General features: G+C 69.6%; 17 protein-coding genes. 5 read left to right on the plus strand and 12 right to left on the minus strand.

Annotated elements, in window-relative coordinates; all coding sequences use genetic code 11:
* The 3 genes from ACSQ11_RS17760 to ACSQ11_RS17770 all read right to left on the minus strand — a co-directional run.
* A partial coding sequence (locus ACSQ11_RS17760) for an SAF domain-containing protein (RefSeq protein ID WP_436008000.1) occupies positions 1-348 on the minus strand: 348 nt, incomplete at its 3' end.
* 130 nt (positions 349-478) lie between these two features.
* Positions 479-1,408 carry a hypothetical protein gene (locus tag ACSQ11_RS17765; RefSeq protein WP_436008002.1) on the minus strand — a complete coding sequence of 310 codons (930 nt, stop codon included), beginning with the start codon at positions 1,406-1,408 and terminating at the stop codon, positions 479-481.
* Complete coding sequence (locus ACSQ11_RS17770; protein WP_436008004.1) at positions 1,402-1,983, minus strand: hypothetical protein; 582 nt, start codon at positions 1,981-1,983, stop codon at positions 1,402-1,404. Before ACSQ11_RS17770 ends, ACSQ11_RS17765 begins: the two co-directional genes overlap by 7 nt.
* Positions 1,984-2,345: 362 nt before the next feature.
* Here ACSQ11_RS17770 and ACSQ11_RS17775 point away from each other — a divergent pair, with 362 nt between their 5' ends.
* Genes ACSQ11_RS17775 through ACSQ11_RS17790 form a run of 4 tightly spaced genes read left to right on the plus strand, consistent with a single transcriptional unit; the run spans position 2,346 to position 4,953 of the window.
* Entirely contained in the window at positions 2,346-2,762 is a 417-nt protein-coding gene (locus ACSQ11_RS17775) for a helix-turn-helix domain-containing protein (protein ID WP_436008006.1), read from the plus strand.
* Positions 2,763-2,811: 49 nt separating this feature from the next.
* The gene (locus tag ACSQ11_RS17780) at positions 2,812-3,255 is read left to right on the plus strand and encodes an ImmA/IrrE family metallo-endopeptidase (RefSeq protein ID WP_436008008.1); all 444 of its coding nucleotides are present in this window, start codon (positions 2,812-2,814) and stop codon (positions 3,253-3,255) included.
* Positions 3,252-4,352 carry a DUF6545 domain-containing protein gene (locus ACSQ11_RS17785; RefSeq protein ID WP_436008010.1) on the plus strand — a complete coding sequence of 367 codons (1,101 nt, stop codon included), beginning with the start codon at positions 3,252-3,254 and terminating at the stop codon, positions 4,350-4,352. Before ACSQ11_RS17780 ends, ACSQ11_RS17785 begins: the two co-directional genes overlap by 4 nt.
* Complete coding sequence (locus ACSQ11_RS17790; protein WP_436008012.1) at positions 4,339-4,953, plus strand: hypothetical protein; 615 nt, start codon at positions 4,339-4,341, stop codon at positions 4,951-4,953. Before ACSQ11_RS17785 ends, ACSQ11_RS17790 begins: the two co-directional genes overlap by 14 nt.
* 27 nt (positions 4,954-4,980) lie before the next feature.
* Here ACSQ11_RS17790 and ACSQ11_RS17795 read toward each other — a convergent pair whose 3' ends face one another.
* The 6 genes from ACSQ11_RS17795 to ACSQ11_RS17820 form a co-directional block, all read right to left on the minus strand.
* Positions 4,981-5,418: a helix-turn-helix transcriptional regulator gene (locus ACSQ11_RS17795; protein WP_436008132.1), complete on the minus strand. Its 438-nt coding sequence runs from the start codon at positions 5,416-5,418 to the stop codon at positions 4,981-4,983.
* 68 nt (positions 5,419-5,486) lie between these two features.
* Positions 5,487-5,759, minus strand: coding sequence for a hypothetical protein (locus ACSQ11_RS17800; RefSeq protein ID WP_436008014.1), 273 nt, complete (start codon positions 5,757-5,759; stop codon positions 5,487-5,489).
* 352 nt (positions 5,760-6,111) lie between these two features.
* Positions 6,112-7,038: a ParA family protein gene (locus ACSQ11_RS17805; RefSeq protein ID WP_436008016.1), complete on the minus strand. Its 927-nt coding sequence runs from the start codon at positions 7,036-7,038 to the stop codon at positions 6,112-6,114.
* Positions 7,039-7,181: 143 nt separating this feature from the next.
* Positions 7,182-8,534, minus strand: coding sequence for a hypothetical protein (locus ACSQ11_RS17810; RefSeq protein WP_436008018.1), 1,353 nt, complete (start codon positions 8,532-8,534; stop codon positions 7,182-7,184).
* 1,202 nt (positions 8,535-9,736) lie between these two features.
* Positions 9,737-11,227 carry a hypothetical protein gene (locus tag ACSQ11_RS17815; RefSeq protein ID WP_436008020.1) on the minus strand — a complete coding sequence of 497 codons (1,491 nt, stop codon included), beginning with the start codon at positions 11,225-11,227 and terminating at the stop codon, positions 9,737-9,739.
* Positions 11,224-11,541, minus strand: coding sequence for a hypothetical protein (locus ACSQ11_RS17820; protein ID WP_436008022.1), 318 nt, complete (start codon positions 11,539-11,541; stop codon positions 11,224-11,226). Before ACSQ11_RS17820 ends, ACSQ11_RS17815 begins: the two co-directional genes overlap by 4 nt.
* Before the next feature lie 276 nt (positions 11,542-11,817).
* On the opposite strand from ACSQ11_RS17820, the gene ACSQ11_RS17825 reads away from it, so the two are divergent.
* Positions 11,818-12,687 (plus strand): hypothetical protein, encoded by an 870-nt coding sequence (locus ACSQ11_RS17825; protein ID WP_436008024.1) that lies wholly within the window; start codon positions 11,818-11,820, stop codon positions 12,685-12,687.
* An 87-nt stretch (positions 12,688-12,774) separates the two neighbouring features.
* On the opposite strand, the gene ACSQ11_RS17830 is transcribed toward ACSQ11_RS17825, so the two are convergent.
* The 3 genes from ACSQ11_RS17830 to ACSQ11_RS17840 form a co-directional block, all read right to left on the minus strand.
* Entirely contained in the window at positions 12,775-12,981 is a 207-nt protein-coding gene (locus ACSQ11_RS17830; protein WP_436008026.1) for a hypothetical protein, read from the minus strand.
* Positions 12,978-13,379, minus strand: a complete 402-nt coding sequence (locus ACSQ11_RS17835) for a thermonuclease family protein (protein WP_436008028.1) — start codon at positions 13,377-13,379, stop codon at positions 12,978-12,980. The genes ACSQ11_RS17830 and ACSQ11_RS17835 overlap by 4 nt, the downstream gene beginning before the upstream one ends.
* A gap of 113 nt (positions 13,380-13,492) precedes the next feature.
* Positions 13,493-13,999 (minus strand): hypothetical protein, encoded by a 507-nt coding sequence (locus ACSQ11_RS17840; protein WP_436008030.1) that lies wholly within the window; start codon positions 13,997-13,999, stop codon positions 13,493-13,495.
* Between the last annotated feature and the right edge of the window lie 56 nt (positions 14,000-14,055).

Below are 14,055 nucleotides of genomic sequence, written 5' to 3' on the forward strand. Positions count from 1 at the left end.
GACGATGGACATGCCCTCACTCGGAAGGACCGCCTTGGTCACGGCCGCAGCCGTGACCAAGCTGCCGGCGGCCATGTCCATTGCCGCGCGCTGGCCCACCAGGCTCGACAGGCGGTCGCCGGGGATGGTCTTGAGAGAGGGGTCCAGGCCGACCTGGACCGCCACCAGGTCACTCTGGGTGATCGTCTCCCCGCGCGTGACGTCCTGTCGCAGCGCGACCACCTCGTGGGTGTTGCTGGTAGAGGACCAAGTCCACACCCCTAGCAACGCACCGAGGCACACGGCCGCGACGGACGCAGCAACGAGAACCGGGCGTCGGCGCAGTTTCGGCGCGGGCACGACGGGCACGGCCGGGACGGAGGCGCCTTCCTTCCCCCTTCGGCGCCGATCTGGTCGTGCGCCCTTTCCGTCACTCACTGCTGACGAATCGGTCGCCTGGCTGGTTGTTGTGGTCATCTGCTTCCCCCTCGAGGTCGGCTCAGTTGCTGAGCACCTGGGCCTCGCCCATGGTGATGGTGGTCGTGTCGGTGAAGTTGAGCGGAATCGTGCCTGTCTGACCGATCCCGGCCCAAGTGACGACCCAGTACGTCGTCGCCCGCACCGTGTAGGTGCCTTGCCGGGTGTATGTGTGCCCGCAGGTCGGTGAGGACTGCTTGCCGTAGGACGCGGCATACGGCGTGCCCGGACCGGTGCACGTGACCGTGCTCCCGTCGCCCATGGTCCAGACCGTGCGCTGTGCCTTCGCGGTCGCGGTCACGGTGAAGCCGCCAGCTGACGCCGACTCCGTCTGAGGACCCCAAGTCGTCGCGCCCGGGTTCTGCGCCCACATCCACGTCGGCATTCCAATGAGCCCGATACTCCCGGCCTGCGGCTCGGGCACTATGCCGATGTTGATCGCCCGCAGGTTCATCCGCGCGATGGCCTGCTGTGCGAGAACCCGCGGGTCTGGCGGTGCTCCACCAGGCGGTGTAGCCAGCCAAACCCAGAAGACGACACCCGAGACTGGGCCGACCCCGACAGGTCTGAGGCATTCGTAGATCTGCCCGTTGGTGTGCCCTTCCCACGCAGGGTCACTGAACGGTGGCTGAGGCACCCTCGCTTTGCAGTAGGCGTTCTGGCTGTTCGACCACCAGCCGGCGTCGGAGGAGCACGGAACCTCGGCGGCAGGCGTGATGAGACTGTTGATGCACTTCTGCACCACCACGGGTTCGTCACCCCCGTCCCCCGGGTCGTCTGGATCGCCGGGGCCGTCAGGCGGCGTGACGATGATGATGCACTCCCCCGTCCTCGGTGAAGGCTCTGTCCCCGGTGGGCAGCTGATCGGAGGATCAGCCGCCCACACCCGCGCTGTTCCCCCCAGCAGCACGGCCACGACGGCCGCAGCGATAATCGCTGACCTCTTCAGCATGGCTTCCCCTTTAGCGTGTCAACGGTGACGAAGAACCCCTGTGATGCCTTGATGACCCCGTAGGTGTACTGCTGCCGATCTGGGCGCCCCGCGCGCACGACAGACTTGCCCGCCTCGTCGACGACATTGACCTTCGAGACATCGATGCATGCTGTGACCGAGAAGGTCTTGCCATCCGTTGTCGTCGCCTTCGCCGACTCGACGACCGACTGCCCCACCTGCTTCCACCCTCGGGCCTGAAGAGTCCCCAGCTCAACCCGCGACTGGCTCGCGGCCTGATCGCGGGCAACGGTGGCCACGAGGTTGAGACTCTTCTTGGGGTCGGCGGCGAGCTCGTCGAGGACAGCCCAGTACCGACCGATCGTCCCCGCCGCCGCCTGGAGGTCCCTTTCCGCGGCGGTCAGTGGTGTCGTGGTCGTCGTCGTGCTGGTCGACGGCGACGGGCTCGATGAGGTGGTCGTTCCCGACGGCGTGGGTGTCGGGTCGGAGTTGTTGCAGCCCGAGGTCAGAACCAGAGCAGCCAGCATGACGGCCGGCCCGGCGGCGCGGCTTCGGCTTCGGCTTCGGGTCGTCATCTTCGTCTCCTCGATCTCATTGGGCTAAGGCCTTGATCGGCCCCGCTAGGGGACACTAATCGCCCAAGTTGATACATCAAGACTAGTGCGTTTCTCTCGTTTCGGCGAGGCGGGGCGCCGGAGAGCCGAAGTTTCGTTCGACATGGCTTCGACCCCCTGACCTCCCCCGCCCCTTGCCCTTGCGGCCGCGCGCCCCCAAGCCAGCCACGACATGCACGGCCTGGCTGAGCCGATCCCGAGGTACCTGAGCGGGCCTTGCCACCCTCGGAGGGTAACCCATTGACGCATACCATGCGTTCTTGGAACTGACAAATATGCCCACAGGCATATCAGTCGGTTCCAGCTCCGCGTACGATCCGGGTATGGACTCTGCGGGCATCCCCGACCTCGCCGGCAAACTTCAGTACCTGTTCAAGACGATCCCCCAAGACGCCGGCCGCGGGTGGTACACCAACGAGGTCGTGGTGCGCGAACTGGGTGAGCGCGGCGTGGCAGTCACGATCCAGCACCTGAGCAACCTGCGCAACGGGAGGCGGGACAACCCGTCTGCCCGGCTCCTGGGCGGGATCGCCGAGGTGTTCGGCGTCCCGGTCGGCTACTTCTTCGACCAGGACGAGGAGCGGCGCGTGAACCAGGAGCTCGAGACGCTGTCGCAGCTCCGCCGCACCGGCGGGCTTCGGCTCCGGGGCAGTGATCTGAGCCCGGAGGGGGTCGTGCAGCTACTAGCCGCCATCCGGGAGGTCAACCGCATCGAAGGCCAGCGTCGTGAAGGCGACTAGCTCGACCGCCAGACTGCGGCATCGCAGAGCCGTCCGTGAGGGTCGCGCCTTGCTGGGCCAGGGCGCGACCGTCGACGACCTAATCGCCGCGTTGGCTCGGAAGCGGGAACGGGCCGTCGTCGTGCTACCGGTGGCCCTGTCCGGTAACGCGCCTTCTGGCGCCTGGATCCCGATGACGGATCGGGACTACCTGCTCGTCCCGACGACCGCCTCCCCCACACGTCGACGCGCGATCCTCTGCCATGAGGTCGGCCACATCCTGCTCGGGCACGAGCCCGCATTGCACGACAGCCTCACCCCTGAGCTGATGCACGCTCTCGCCCCGACGCTGCCCCTTGAGACCACCCGGAAGGTCCTCCAGCGCACCGGCTATACCAACCGCCAGGAGGCCGACGCCGAGCAAGTCGGGACGGCTCTCTCGGCCGCGCTCGAGGACCTCGCCCGGGCGGGCGACTGGGAAGCCTCTTCGCGCCTGTCGTCCCGGCTGCGATGACCGTCCCGGAGATCCTCACCGTCGTCGCCCTGTGGAGCGCGGCCGCGTACCGGACCTACCTGGCTCGGACGAAGCCGGCCGCCTGGCGGACCGCCTTGGCCCTCGGTGTCGGGGCCCTCGCCGTCGCTACCACCGGCCACTTCAACCGGGTGCGTCTCGACGAGTGGCTGGGACTCCCCAACGCCACCAATTTGGGCAGCAGGCTTGCCCTGTGCGTCGCCGTTGCCTCGGCCCAGCTCTACCTCTTGGAGACACGGGAGCCGGACGCCCCAAAGGCGCGTCGTCGCGCCATCTATGCCGGTGCCGCGGTGACAGGGCTGGTGTCAGTGATCGCGTGGGTCGCCGCCCCGATCCACGCGGTGGAGTTCCCCGACCTCGCCGACGCACCGCGACGCCCGGCCAGCCTCGTCTACGCGGTGACGATCTACCTGTACCTCGCCTGGTTCCAGGTCGACCTCGCCCGCTACGCCCGCCGCAGCTTCCGGGCCGCGCGTGACAGTGACCCGCCCGCGGCCGCGGCCATCGCGCTAATTGGCGCCTCGGCCTGGGCAGGCTGCGCGGTCTTGCTGACCTGGACCGCCCACAGCACGGCCACCCAGGTTCTCGATCGCCCCACCCCCCTGCTCGACCGGCTGGCCACGGTCATGTTCCCCATCCCGCTCACGCTCTTTGCGATCGGTCTGCTTGCCCTCCCCGTGACGCCGGCCATCTCCCACCGGCTCGCTGCACGCCGGCTCACGCTGCGCCTAAACCCTCTTTGGAAAGCCATCCTCAACCAGCATCCGCACGTTCACCTGCCCCTGCGACAGGATCGGGTGCGCCAGTTCCTCGACCCGAGGCTCGGTGCCCAACGTCGCCTCATCGAGATCTCCGACGGGCTCGAGGAGCACCACGTGGAGTCGCCGGGCACCCTGCACGAGCTCGCCCGCGCCATCGCCTCTCCCCCGGTCCCCGGCGGACACCTGACGGCCAAAGACGCGCTGGCGCAGCTCAACGGGTCACCATGGCCAGAACCCCTCATCAGCCTGAGCGACGCGCTCGAGGCCACCCGACAACAGCGAGGAGAGGCCGATGCGGCCCAGCTTGGACGACCGTGACCTAGCAAGGCTGGCGGACGCCCAGACCACGCCCGCCGCGCGGTGGATCGCTGGTGCCCTCACTCCGGCCAACGTCGTGCTCGCGCTCATGGCCTACCTGTCCGTCAAGTACGCCGACAGCCTCCCGGCCGCTGCTGCGTGGTGGCTGGCCGCCCTCGTGCTCGTCGTCGGGGTCCCCTACCTGATCCTGTACCGCGCGCTGCGCAAAGGCACGGCCAGTGATCGGCAGGTCGTGCAGCGCTCCCAGCGGCCCGTCCTGATGGCCTCAGCAGCCACTGCGGTCACCATCGCTCTCGTCGTGCTCTACGTGGCCGGCGCACCGAAGCCGCTGGTCTGGCTGATCCTGGCGATGATCTGTGGCCTGGTCGCGATGGCCCTGACCACCCTGGTGTGGAAGGCGTCAATGCACCTGGCGGTCGCGGCCGGCGCCGTGGCCGTCTTGGCGATCGAGAACAACGTGGCGGGTCTGGTCGCTGCGCTGTTCCTCCCGCTCCTGGCGTGGGCGCGGTGGCGCGACGGACGGCACAGCATGGCGCAACTGGTCGGCGGCGCGGTGATCGGCAGCGTCGTCGCGGGTGTGGTCTACGGCCTGCTCCGATAGGGCACCCAGCCGGCCCCCTCGCCGCTGCTAAGCGGATCCGCGCCGCGCAACGGTCAGGGCGGCCGTGGCGTCATCGACGCTCACGCTCAGCGCGGCCGCCAGTCCTTCAAGCGCGGCCGTGGGTGGCATTCGGTCGATCCTGCCGGCCTCCCACCGCGCGTAGGTCGGAAGCGACAGGTGGGCCTGCTCGGCTACTTGGCGTGCGCTCAACCCGGCAAGCAGGCGAAGTCGCCGCAGGTCAGGTGCTCCCTGAACGGGGACGAGGAGGTCCTCGACGGGAACGTCGACAGCTGCGGCAATCCGGTGGAGCACCTCCGGGCGTGGGGCGGATGCGCCACGCTCCCACCGGGAGACCCGCTCTCCACCGGCCACGCCGACCAGCCGCGCCAGCTCATGCTGCGTGAAGCCGGCCCTGACCCGGGCGTGCCGCAGCGCCTGAGCGTCTACCAGCAAGTCGGGTTCCATCACGGGGCACCCTATTGGCCCTCCGGAGCGGGCGACCAGAGCGGGCGAGCTAACCCAACTCCTCCGGTTCAGGCCGAGGCGACCTCGAGGGCGGCGATCACCACGGCCGTCGCCGTGGCTCGGCTGCCCGCCGGAAGGGATCCGGCGTCGACCTGCTTCTGAGCCTGCTGAAGCGTCGCATCGAACGCCTGCTGCTCCTCGAGGGTGAAGCGGGCCGTGATCTGCGTGGTCCCCCGCCCGCGCTTGTTCTGGCCGCGCGGCACCAGCCCCTCGGCGGGGCGCAGCTGGTCGAGCACGGCGGCGACGACGTCGTCGGCATGCCGCTGACAGGTCCAGGACACGAGTTGCCCCCATGAGGGCTTGCCAGGGCCCTTCACCAGCGCCTCGGCCCTTGTGTAGAGCTCGACCGGCACTCGTGCGGGCGTGGCCGTGATCCTGCTCGTCGACGCCCTTGCGCGGCCGCCGGCGCCACGGGGCCTCTCCGTGGGCGCCGATCGGCGCGCTTCGCCGGCAGGGGCGGCCGTGGGCGGTGGGCCGTCGCTTTCCGCGGGCGCGGGTGAAGACGTCGAGGGAACGGGGCTCGGCACGGCCGTGGGTGTCACCCGCGGCAGCAGGTCAGACAGGGGCGGGCTCGTGACCTCCGCCTCGTCGCGGTCGGTGCGGCTGACGTCGAAGGCGTTGGAGCGGACGCGCTTAGGCATGGACGGCCTCCCGCGTGCTGATTCGGGTCAGGATCTCTCGCGTGAGTGCCTCATAGTCCCCCGCCAGAGCCGCGCCGGAGCTACGGGACCACCAGGCGTCCTGGTCCCCGGTGTCGCGTCGGTGCTCACCGCGGGCTCGTTCCCGCAACTGGGCCAGCCTCGACTTGCGTTGGCTGACGGCCTCGGCCGCGACCTCTTGGGCGCTCAGCCCGTGCCGGCGGGCGTCGATGGCGTTGGCGTCGTTGTAGCGGATCATCGCGGTGAACGGCTCCGCAGCGTCACCGAGTGCGTCTGCCAATTCCTGACGGATCGCGCTGTTGCGGGCTGTCGCCTGATGGTTGACCTTGGTGAGCACGGCGCCGAGGAACTCCACCTCGGCGCCACCCTGCTTTGCCGCGGCATACCGCGCACCCATCTTGTCGACTCCGGCGAAACTCGCTTCGTCGCTGATGGTGGGTACGACTAGCCACCGGCTGGCGTGCAGGTAGGCGTCCAGCAGTCGGGTGTCGCCCGGACCGGAGTCGATGAGGACCAGGTCATATGCGTTCGTCGCGCAGAGCTCCCCGAGCGCGCCGCGCAGGTTGCCCTCGAGGCCCACCTCGGATCCGGGGGTCAGTGCCGCGCCGAGGGCGCCCTGCAGCTCCGCTCCCCCACACACCACGTCGATGCCCGCCGCGGACATCACCTGCAAGCTCACGCCGTATTGCATTGCCATAGCCAACGAGCGTCCGCGGTCGGTGTCGAGAGCGAAGTCGATCTCGGAGAGGTTCCCTTGGGGGTCGCCGTCGACGACGAGGACCCGGTACCCGTTCGAGGCGGCCACCGCCGCTACCGACCGACATAGCGACGACTTGAGTACGCCGCCCTTCCGATTGGCCACAAGCACTACCCGCCGAAGCGATTCCGTCCACTGATCCATACCGGCATTCCTATCTCACCGCGTCTTCATTGCCGCGCGCGACACGCGCTATTGCTTGCGCTGACTCTCTTTCCTTGCTTGTGTCGCTGTCGCCGTCTGTGTCTTCTGCCCTACCTCTGTATGTAGGTGCGTATGTATGTTACTCATCCGGTCTCCTCGGTGCCCGGAACGAGCGTCAGCTGCGTCGCCAAGAACTCGGCGTCCCGTGTGGCTCGACCTGCTGGAGCGAGGGCGTCGGCGTGCTCACGGCGTGACTGAGCCAGGGGAGTGCCTCGAGGGATGTGGAAGGCGCTGCGGTGCTGTTGCCACGCGGTGGCGTACGCGACCTGCAGAGGTGGGGCCAGCGAGTGGAACCAGGCCTGCCGCTCCATGGACCGGGCCAGGTATCGGTCCATGGACTGGTGGTCGAGCCAGTCGTCGTGGCGCTCCGCCAGATCCACTCCGCGGCCGTGGTCGCGCCCAGCGAGTTGCGCCTTGACGGCGCCCTGCTCGGCGACGCTGAGGGCCGCGAACCTTTGCTGCCATGCAGTGCGCCGGCGCGATCGGTCCTGGGCGTCGAGGCTGGCCCACCACGCCTTCTCCTTGGCGTCCTGGGCTTTCAGGGCCGCGGCGCGCGCGACGCTCCAAGCCCCCGGCCGCGGCGCCCGGTAGGCCGCCCGTTCCGCGGCGATGGTCGCCTCGAGCTGGGCGCGCCGCGGGCCCTCGCCTGCCGATGTCGTCGTGGGGGAGCCGGCGCGCGCGACCCACTGCCCGCCCTCCGTACACCAGGCCAGACCAGCTCGCACCAACGCTGCGAGAGCGGCCTTTCCGGTCCGCACCTGGCTGGGGCTGGGTTCACTGGTGGGGGAGTTGGTCAGCAGCCCCTTTTGCAGTACCTCTTCGAGTTCTGCCGGCTCCTCGAGTGACAGCAGTGCGGTGAGCAGCTGGGGCGAGGCACGTGGCAGGTCCAGGGGGAGGCGTGGCGGGGAGGGGGTGTGAAGACTAGGTGGGGGGATTTGCGACACCCCAGCCGGATTCGAAGGGATCTCGAACTCATAGCTGCTGCTGTCCCGTTTGGTGCTGGGGGTGAAGGCGTCCTTGTGGAGCCGGCCGACGCCGCCGCTGTCGAGGAGGCGCAGTTGGGCGCGGATGGTCTTGCGGTCGGTCAGGCCGGTGTCCAGGACGAGGTTCCGTTCCGGGACTGGCACTCGGGTCGCGTCGGTGCGTTGCATGCGCGCGAGGACGGCGCGGCCGACCATCAGCAGCGCGGGTCGCTGTCGCGGCGGGAGGCTCCACGCGAGTCCCTCGAGCTGAGCGTCCGCAGCAGCGATGGCCGCGGCTGTCGGCCCGCTGCAGGCCGGGGTGGGGGAGAAGGCGTCGTCGTCGAGGACGGCCCGGTTCCACACCCAGCGAACCCAGCGCGCTCTGGAGGCGCGTGCGTGATCCATCGCGGCCGGGTGGGCGGCCTGGATCGCCGTCCACGCCTGCTCGGCCGACCAGCCCGCCCGCAGCATCATGCCCGTGCAGATCGCCTCCCAGGTCGACCTGGTGTGCGCGGGGGCTCCGGGTGCGGGGTCACGAAGGGAGGGGCGTTCGCCCGTGGCCAGGAACGCGGCCCAGGGCTCGGGCAGGTCACGCGCCTCACGTCGACGTCGTGGGGTCATCGCGGCTTCTGGGGGCCGTGGCCGTCCACTGCGTGCTACCTGACCCGAGGACCTGCCGGTGGGCGAGCCAGCACGCCACGGGAGTTGCTGGAGCGCCTCGAGGGCGGCTCTCAGTGACCCGTGAGGGGCTGTGTGAGCGCCGCCGCGGTGCGGGGCCGACAGGGGACGCACCGCGGTCCGCAGGTCGATGGCGGGCCGACCGACCCGGTAGGAGGCTCTGAGGCGCTCCACGAGCGCTGCCAGCGCCTCGATGCGTCCGTTGTGGGCCACGAACACGTGGCCACGCCCTTGGGCGCCTCCTGAGGGCCGCACCAGGTGCCACAGGCCCTCCTGCGCACACCACGAAGCGATCGCCTCGCATACCCCGTCGCCACGTACGCCGGCGAGGTCGACGTCGACGACAACGACATCCTCGCGGAGCCGGCCGACGATCGTCGCGATCGCGCCGCGGCCGACGAGGTCCATCCCTGCCTCGAGGGACGCGACGACCACGTCCGGCACGCGCCGGTTCTCGGAGTCGATCGCGAACCAGCGGTCAGGGACGAAGAGCTCGTGGTCGAGTGTGATCGCCAAGCCAGAGACACGCCGGACCGTGCGACCAGCCCGCGAAATGATTGCACTGTCGCCGGTCGTTGCTACAGTGGGCAGCAGAAAGCCACCTCCTCAGGTCAGAGTGAGTGCTGAAGGATCCCTCGCAAAGATCCTCAAATTCGGACTACAAGCCGCCGCGCCAACGGCGGCTTGAGTCATTTCGGGGCACTGCCCCGACGCGTTCAGCCAGTCAAGGGGAGCTCCCCCTGCGGGCTGGGTCCGCTCGGGCGATCCTTGCCAAGCGGGAGATCGAAGGCCAGTGCTTCGAGATAGGTCTGCACCGAGACCCCGTGCTCGGATGCCCGCCGCTTCAAGCGCTCTCGTCCCTCATGTGACGTTCGGAAGATCACGTTCACCCGCCGGTCTGGAGAGCGGTCGGCGTTGCTTCTGGCCATGTGGCGATCTAAGCAGCGATCCCCTGCAAGGTGGGGCATTCCAGAACGCCGGGCGTGTTGTCTCCTGCCTTAGCGCTCACACCGTGGGCCTGCGAGATTCGCCGGCGCGGTTCCGAGGCCTGCAGCGCGATCCTGAGCCGCCTTACCCAGGCTCGGGGAGCGCTCACCGTAGCGGGGGAGCGTGGGCACTCTGCTTCCCAGCTGGGCGCTGGCGCTCATGGCGGCTGCGGAGGCGTCGACTAGCGCGCTGGTGGTGCCTACGAGCTCACTGCGGACGGCGTTGGGGAAGGGGATGGCTCGGTTGGCCAGTAGGTCTTGGGGTGTTACGGCGGCCCGCATTGGGCTGTCGTCGATCATGTTGGGATGCTGTGACTCGTCGCGCCAGATGGCGGTCGCCATGTCGTGGATTCCTCGCGCAGCGCCGGTCAGTTGGCGGTCGTGCAGGGCCTCGTTGGTCACGTGGGCCAGGTCCAGGTTGGCGGCCAGAGCTTGTCCCAGGGTGCCCGGGATGCGGCCGAGGTCGGTGCGCTGGGCGATCACCGCCGGCACCGCTGTTGTGGCCCCGTCGAGGAGTAGTTCCCGCAGTGCAGCGCGCACCTCCAGGCTCGCCGCGGTCAGATCAGGGTTCGTGCGCCGCTCGAGGGGCGCGGTCAGTGCCGCCATCGTCACGGCGAGGGTCTCCCAGCGCTCCTGGGTGGCGACGATCGCTGGCTCGAAGCGATCGTGCAGGGGCGCCTGGCCGACGTATCCCGTGGCCGCGGCCGCCCGCAGGAGGGCACTGCTCCCGGTGAGGATCAGTGCCTGCGTGCGGGCAGCGAGCATCAGGTCAGCGGTGCGCGGGTCGTCCACCAGGGCGCGATGCCCGGCAACGTCCCAATCGGCCAGAGCTTGAGCCAGACGGCCCGCGGCCGGTGGGTCGCGATGCTCTCCGGCCAGCGCGCCCGGGTAGTCCTTGGCGACGATGGCGCCGGCGAGTTGTTCGAACGCGGCTAGGTGCTCGTATGCCGTCCGAACCTGGCGTAGCGACTCCCCGGCCGGGAGAGTCCCGTGGATGGCCACCTTCGCCTCGAGTCTGCGCAGGTGGTGGCCGACGGCGACGTTCACGCCGTGCGCACCCACGTAGAGGGTGTGCATGATCCGCGTCCGGGCCGCATTGAGGTCGGCCCGCTGGCGGTCGTTGAGCGCAGTGGGCTGGTTGGCGTGGCGGGAGATCAAATCCTCAGCTCGAGCGAAGGTGGCGGCGATCTGCAGGTGTCGCTCGTCCGGGGGCCCGTCGCCTGGCCAGCCCGCTTCTCGGCGGCGGTGTCTGGCGTTGGTCATGGCATCCAAGCGCTGCATCGTGAGGTCGGCAGCGTCCGGGGCCCGCCGATCTGTGCCCGGCAGGGGCGGGGTCGTCGTCGGCAGCGCCCGCCACAGCTCAGCGGCTGCTTGGACAACCTCGCCCCACGTCCGCAGCATCGTGGCTGCGTCCATGTCCCGCGCGTCGACGAGCATGGATCTCGCGGTGTGATCCGCCTCGAGGAGCAGCTCTCCGATGCTGCGCTGGTCGACGTCGGTCATGTGGAGCGTTCTCCGATCAGGTCGCAGACGGCGACCACCAGCTGGGAGGTGCCGGCCGGGAAGTCCTCGATCGGGCACCGCCGCAGGATCTCCTCGGCCGCGCGGATCAGGTCGAGCGGCTCGTCGACGACGTCCGCGTCGATGGTGAGGTCGACGTCGACGTCGACGTCGACCTCACCGGCCGCCTGCAGCAGGTTCGCGGCGTGGGCCGCAGCCAGATCCAGTCCGAGGCCCTCGAAGCGCACGGTGAGGGCCGGGTCCGCCTGGGCGTGGGTCCAGGTGAGGTCGGAGGCCCGCGACAGAAGTGCTGCCACGGATGCCAGGCATCCCGCGGGGTCGTGGCTGGCGGGTCGGGTGTCGGTGTGCATCATGATCGTCTCCTTGTGCGTGAGAGTGGGTCGTGGTCCATCCACTCAGATCCCATGCCGCCAGTGCAGGAGCTCTTGCGCGCCTGTGGATAAGCCGGGCTGGGCCTGTCGTAGGTGGGGACGACACTGCTTCTCGTAGGCCTAAGGCCAACCGGTGCTCTCGTGGCGGTCAGCATCGTCAACAGTCGAGACGTAGGCACTAGTGCATGCGGACGAGGAGAGGTGATCTCGGTGGCGACGTCGTTTAGGAAGCTGCTGGCATACGGGCCGGCCGTGATGGTCAGCGTGCTGCTCACGTTCATGGTGGGGTCGGTCCTTCCCCCACTGGTCGGCCTCGGAGTATTCGTCGCGGGCCTCGTCGTCATGGTCGCGCTGCTTCTGGGGGCCGGCGAGGACTTGGCGGTCAAGGTCCTCTGCCGTGGACGGCACCTCAGCCCTGCCGAGGTCGAGGCCTTGGCGCCGGCGGTGGCCATGCTCTGCCAGCGTGGCGTACCGATGGGAACCCTTCGGCTGCGCGTTCAGCCGGCCGCGATTCCCATCGGTGCCTTCGGGGCTGGCCGCCGCACGGTGGTTGTCACGGCTGGCCTGGTGGGGGCCGTGCGTGACAACCAGCTCCCCGTCGACCAGGCGGCCGCCGTCCTGGGGCACGGTGCCGGCGTCGTCCTCAGCGGCGCGGTTCGCTCCGACCTGGCGCTCGAGTTCTGGACGCTGCCCTGGCAGCTCGTCCGGGCCTTCGGGTCCGCCCTGGCCGCTCCGTTCCGCCGGCTGCCGCTGATTGGGCTGGCTTGGAAGGGCCGCTTCCTTGTTGCGCTGGTCGCGGCCGTCCAGGCGGTCATGGCCGACCAAGGTGCGGTCGCCGTGGTGCTCGTGGTGGGTTGCGCGCTCACCTACCTGGTGGGCTTCTGGGAGCGGGCGTGGGTGGCCACCGTGCGGGACATCGGGGATGCCCAGGTGCTGCAGTCCGGGTTGGGCGAGGCGCTGTCCCGGTTCCTGTTGCGTTGCTCGAGCTCACCACAGACGCACGAGCGCGTCCATGCGCTGTCTGGGCCTGCCCGGCGGCCGCGGCTCGCATTGGTTACGTCCGCCAGCTGAGGGCCAGGGGCCGGCCGCAGAGCGGGGACGCCGTCGCCAGGACTGTTGGCCTTTGATCGACGGCGTCCCCATTCTTCTGGTCACGCCTCATCGGCGAACCTGCCTCTCCACCTCCTCTCGAACGACGTCGTCAGCGGCGCGGTCGTCCTGACGCCGTTGCTGCTCTCGCAAGCGGCGGCGATCTTGCGCGGCCACCTCCTCGGCCACCGAGGCCCGCTCCGACGTCCTCTCGTCGGCTTGGTCGTCGCCATCCACAGCGACACCTCCCTTCCATTGGTTGAGGTTCGTCGTCACCGGCACCCGCTCCACAGACCACGCCCGTCCTGCTGCGCCTCGCCGGCTGCGGCGACGTAGGCCTGCTGCCGCTGCAGGGCGGGGGAGGAGGGCCGCAACCGGGCTGCGCCGGCGTTCAGGAGGTCCCGTTGGACGTCGACGCCTTGCCGGGCCACGTAACGCAGCAGGCGTCCGTAGGAGTCACGGTCAGGTTGAGTGGTGTCGCGCTGCAGCGTGATTTCGGAGCCCACGGGGGTCACCTGGAGCAGGGCCGTGGATGCCTTCGCGGCCCAGCACTGCGCCGGTCGGCCGTCGTGGGCCAGTTCGGGCGCGTCGACGCCGAGGAGCCGCACCCGCCCGAGGTCCTTGCCGTGCCGGTCCTGGGCGCGCAGCGTGTCTCCATCGAGGACGTGTGTCACCACGGCTATCTCGGCATCCATCGGCCTGAGTTCCGGCAGTCGCGGTGTGAGTGCCGCGGCTGCCGCCAACGCTGTGGCCAACGTCAGCAGGACTCGGCTCTTCGGTGGCCGGGTCACTGGGCCAACCTCAGCCGGGGACGGCCGCTCATCACGCCCGGTACCGCGCCGATCGCCAACTCCAGCTGGTCGATTACGGTCGCCGTCTCGCAGGACGAGGTGTGCAGGAATCGGTCGCACATCGTCGCGGCCTCGCAGCGGCCGTTGGCGGCCTTGTAGGACAGGGTGTGGGCGGCGGCGGCACTGGCGGCGGCCGCGGCGGCCGCCGAGTCTGTGGCGAGCCGCAGCGCGATGTCGAGTGTCTCGAGTCCGGGGCCGTCCTCGCGGCCGAGGCTCGTGGCGGCGACCAGGAGCCCGGCGAGGATGGCCGCGCCATGCAGCCCGTTCAGCAGCTTCTGAGCCAGCTCCTGTGGCTCTCGCAGGTCTGCCTCGACGAGCTCACGCCGAGCCGCCCCGTGAAGCCGTCGCCGGCACCCCGTCAGGCCTTGGTGTAGCTGTCGGCTCAGGACCAGCGCATCAGACAAGCCGGCCGTGAGCCGGGCACTGGTCGAGGCGATCGCCATGACGTCCTCCAGAGGGGGTCCCGTTGGAGCGAATCGCGGCGGCCCGAGGTTCGCTC

Origin of the sequence: Knoellia sp. LjRoot47 (assembly GCF_964253435.1) — a bacterium.
Classification (GTDB): Bacteria; Actinomycetota; Actinomycetes; order Actinomycetales; family Dermatophilaceae; genus Knoellia.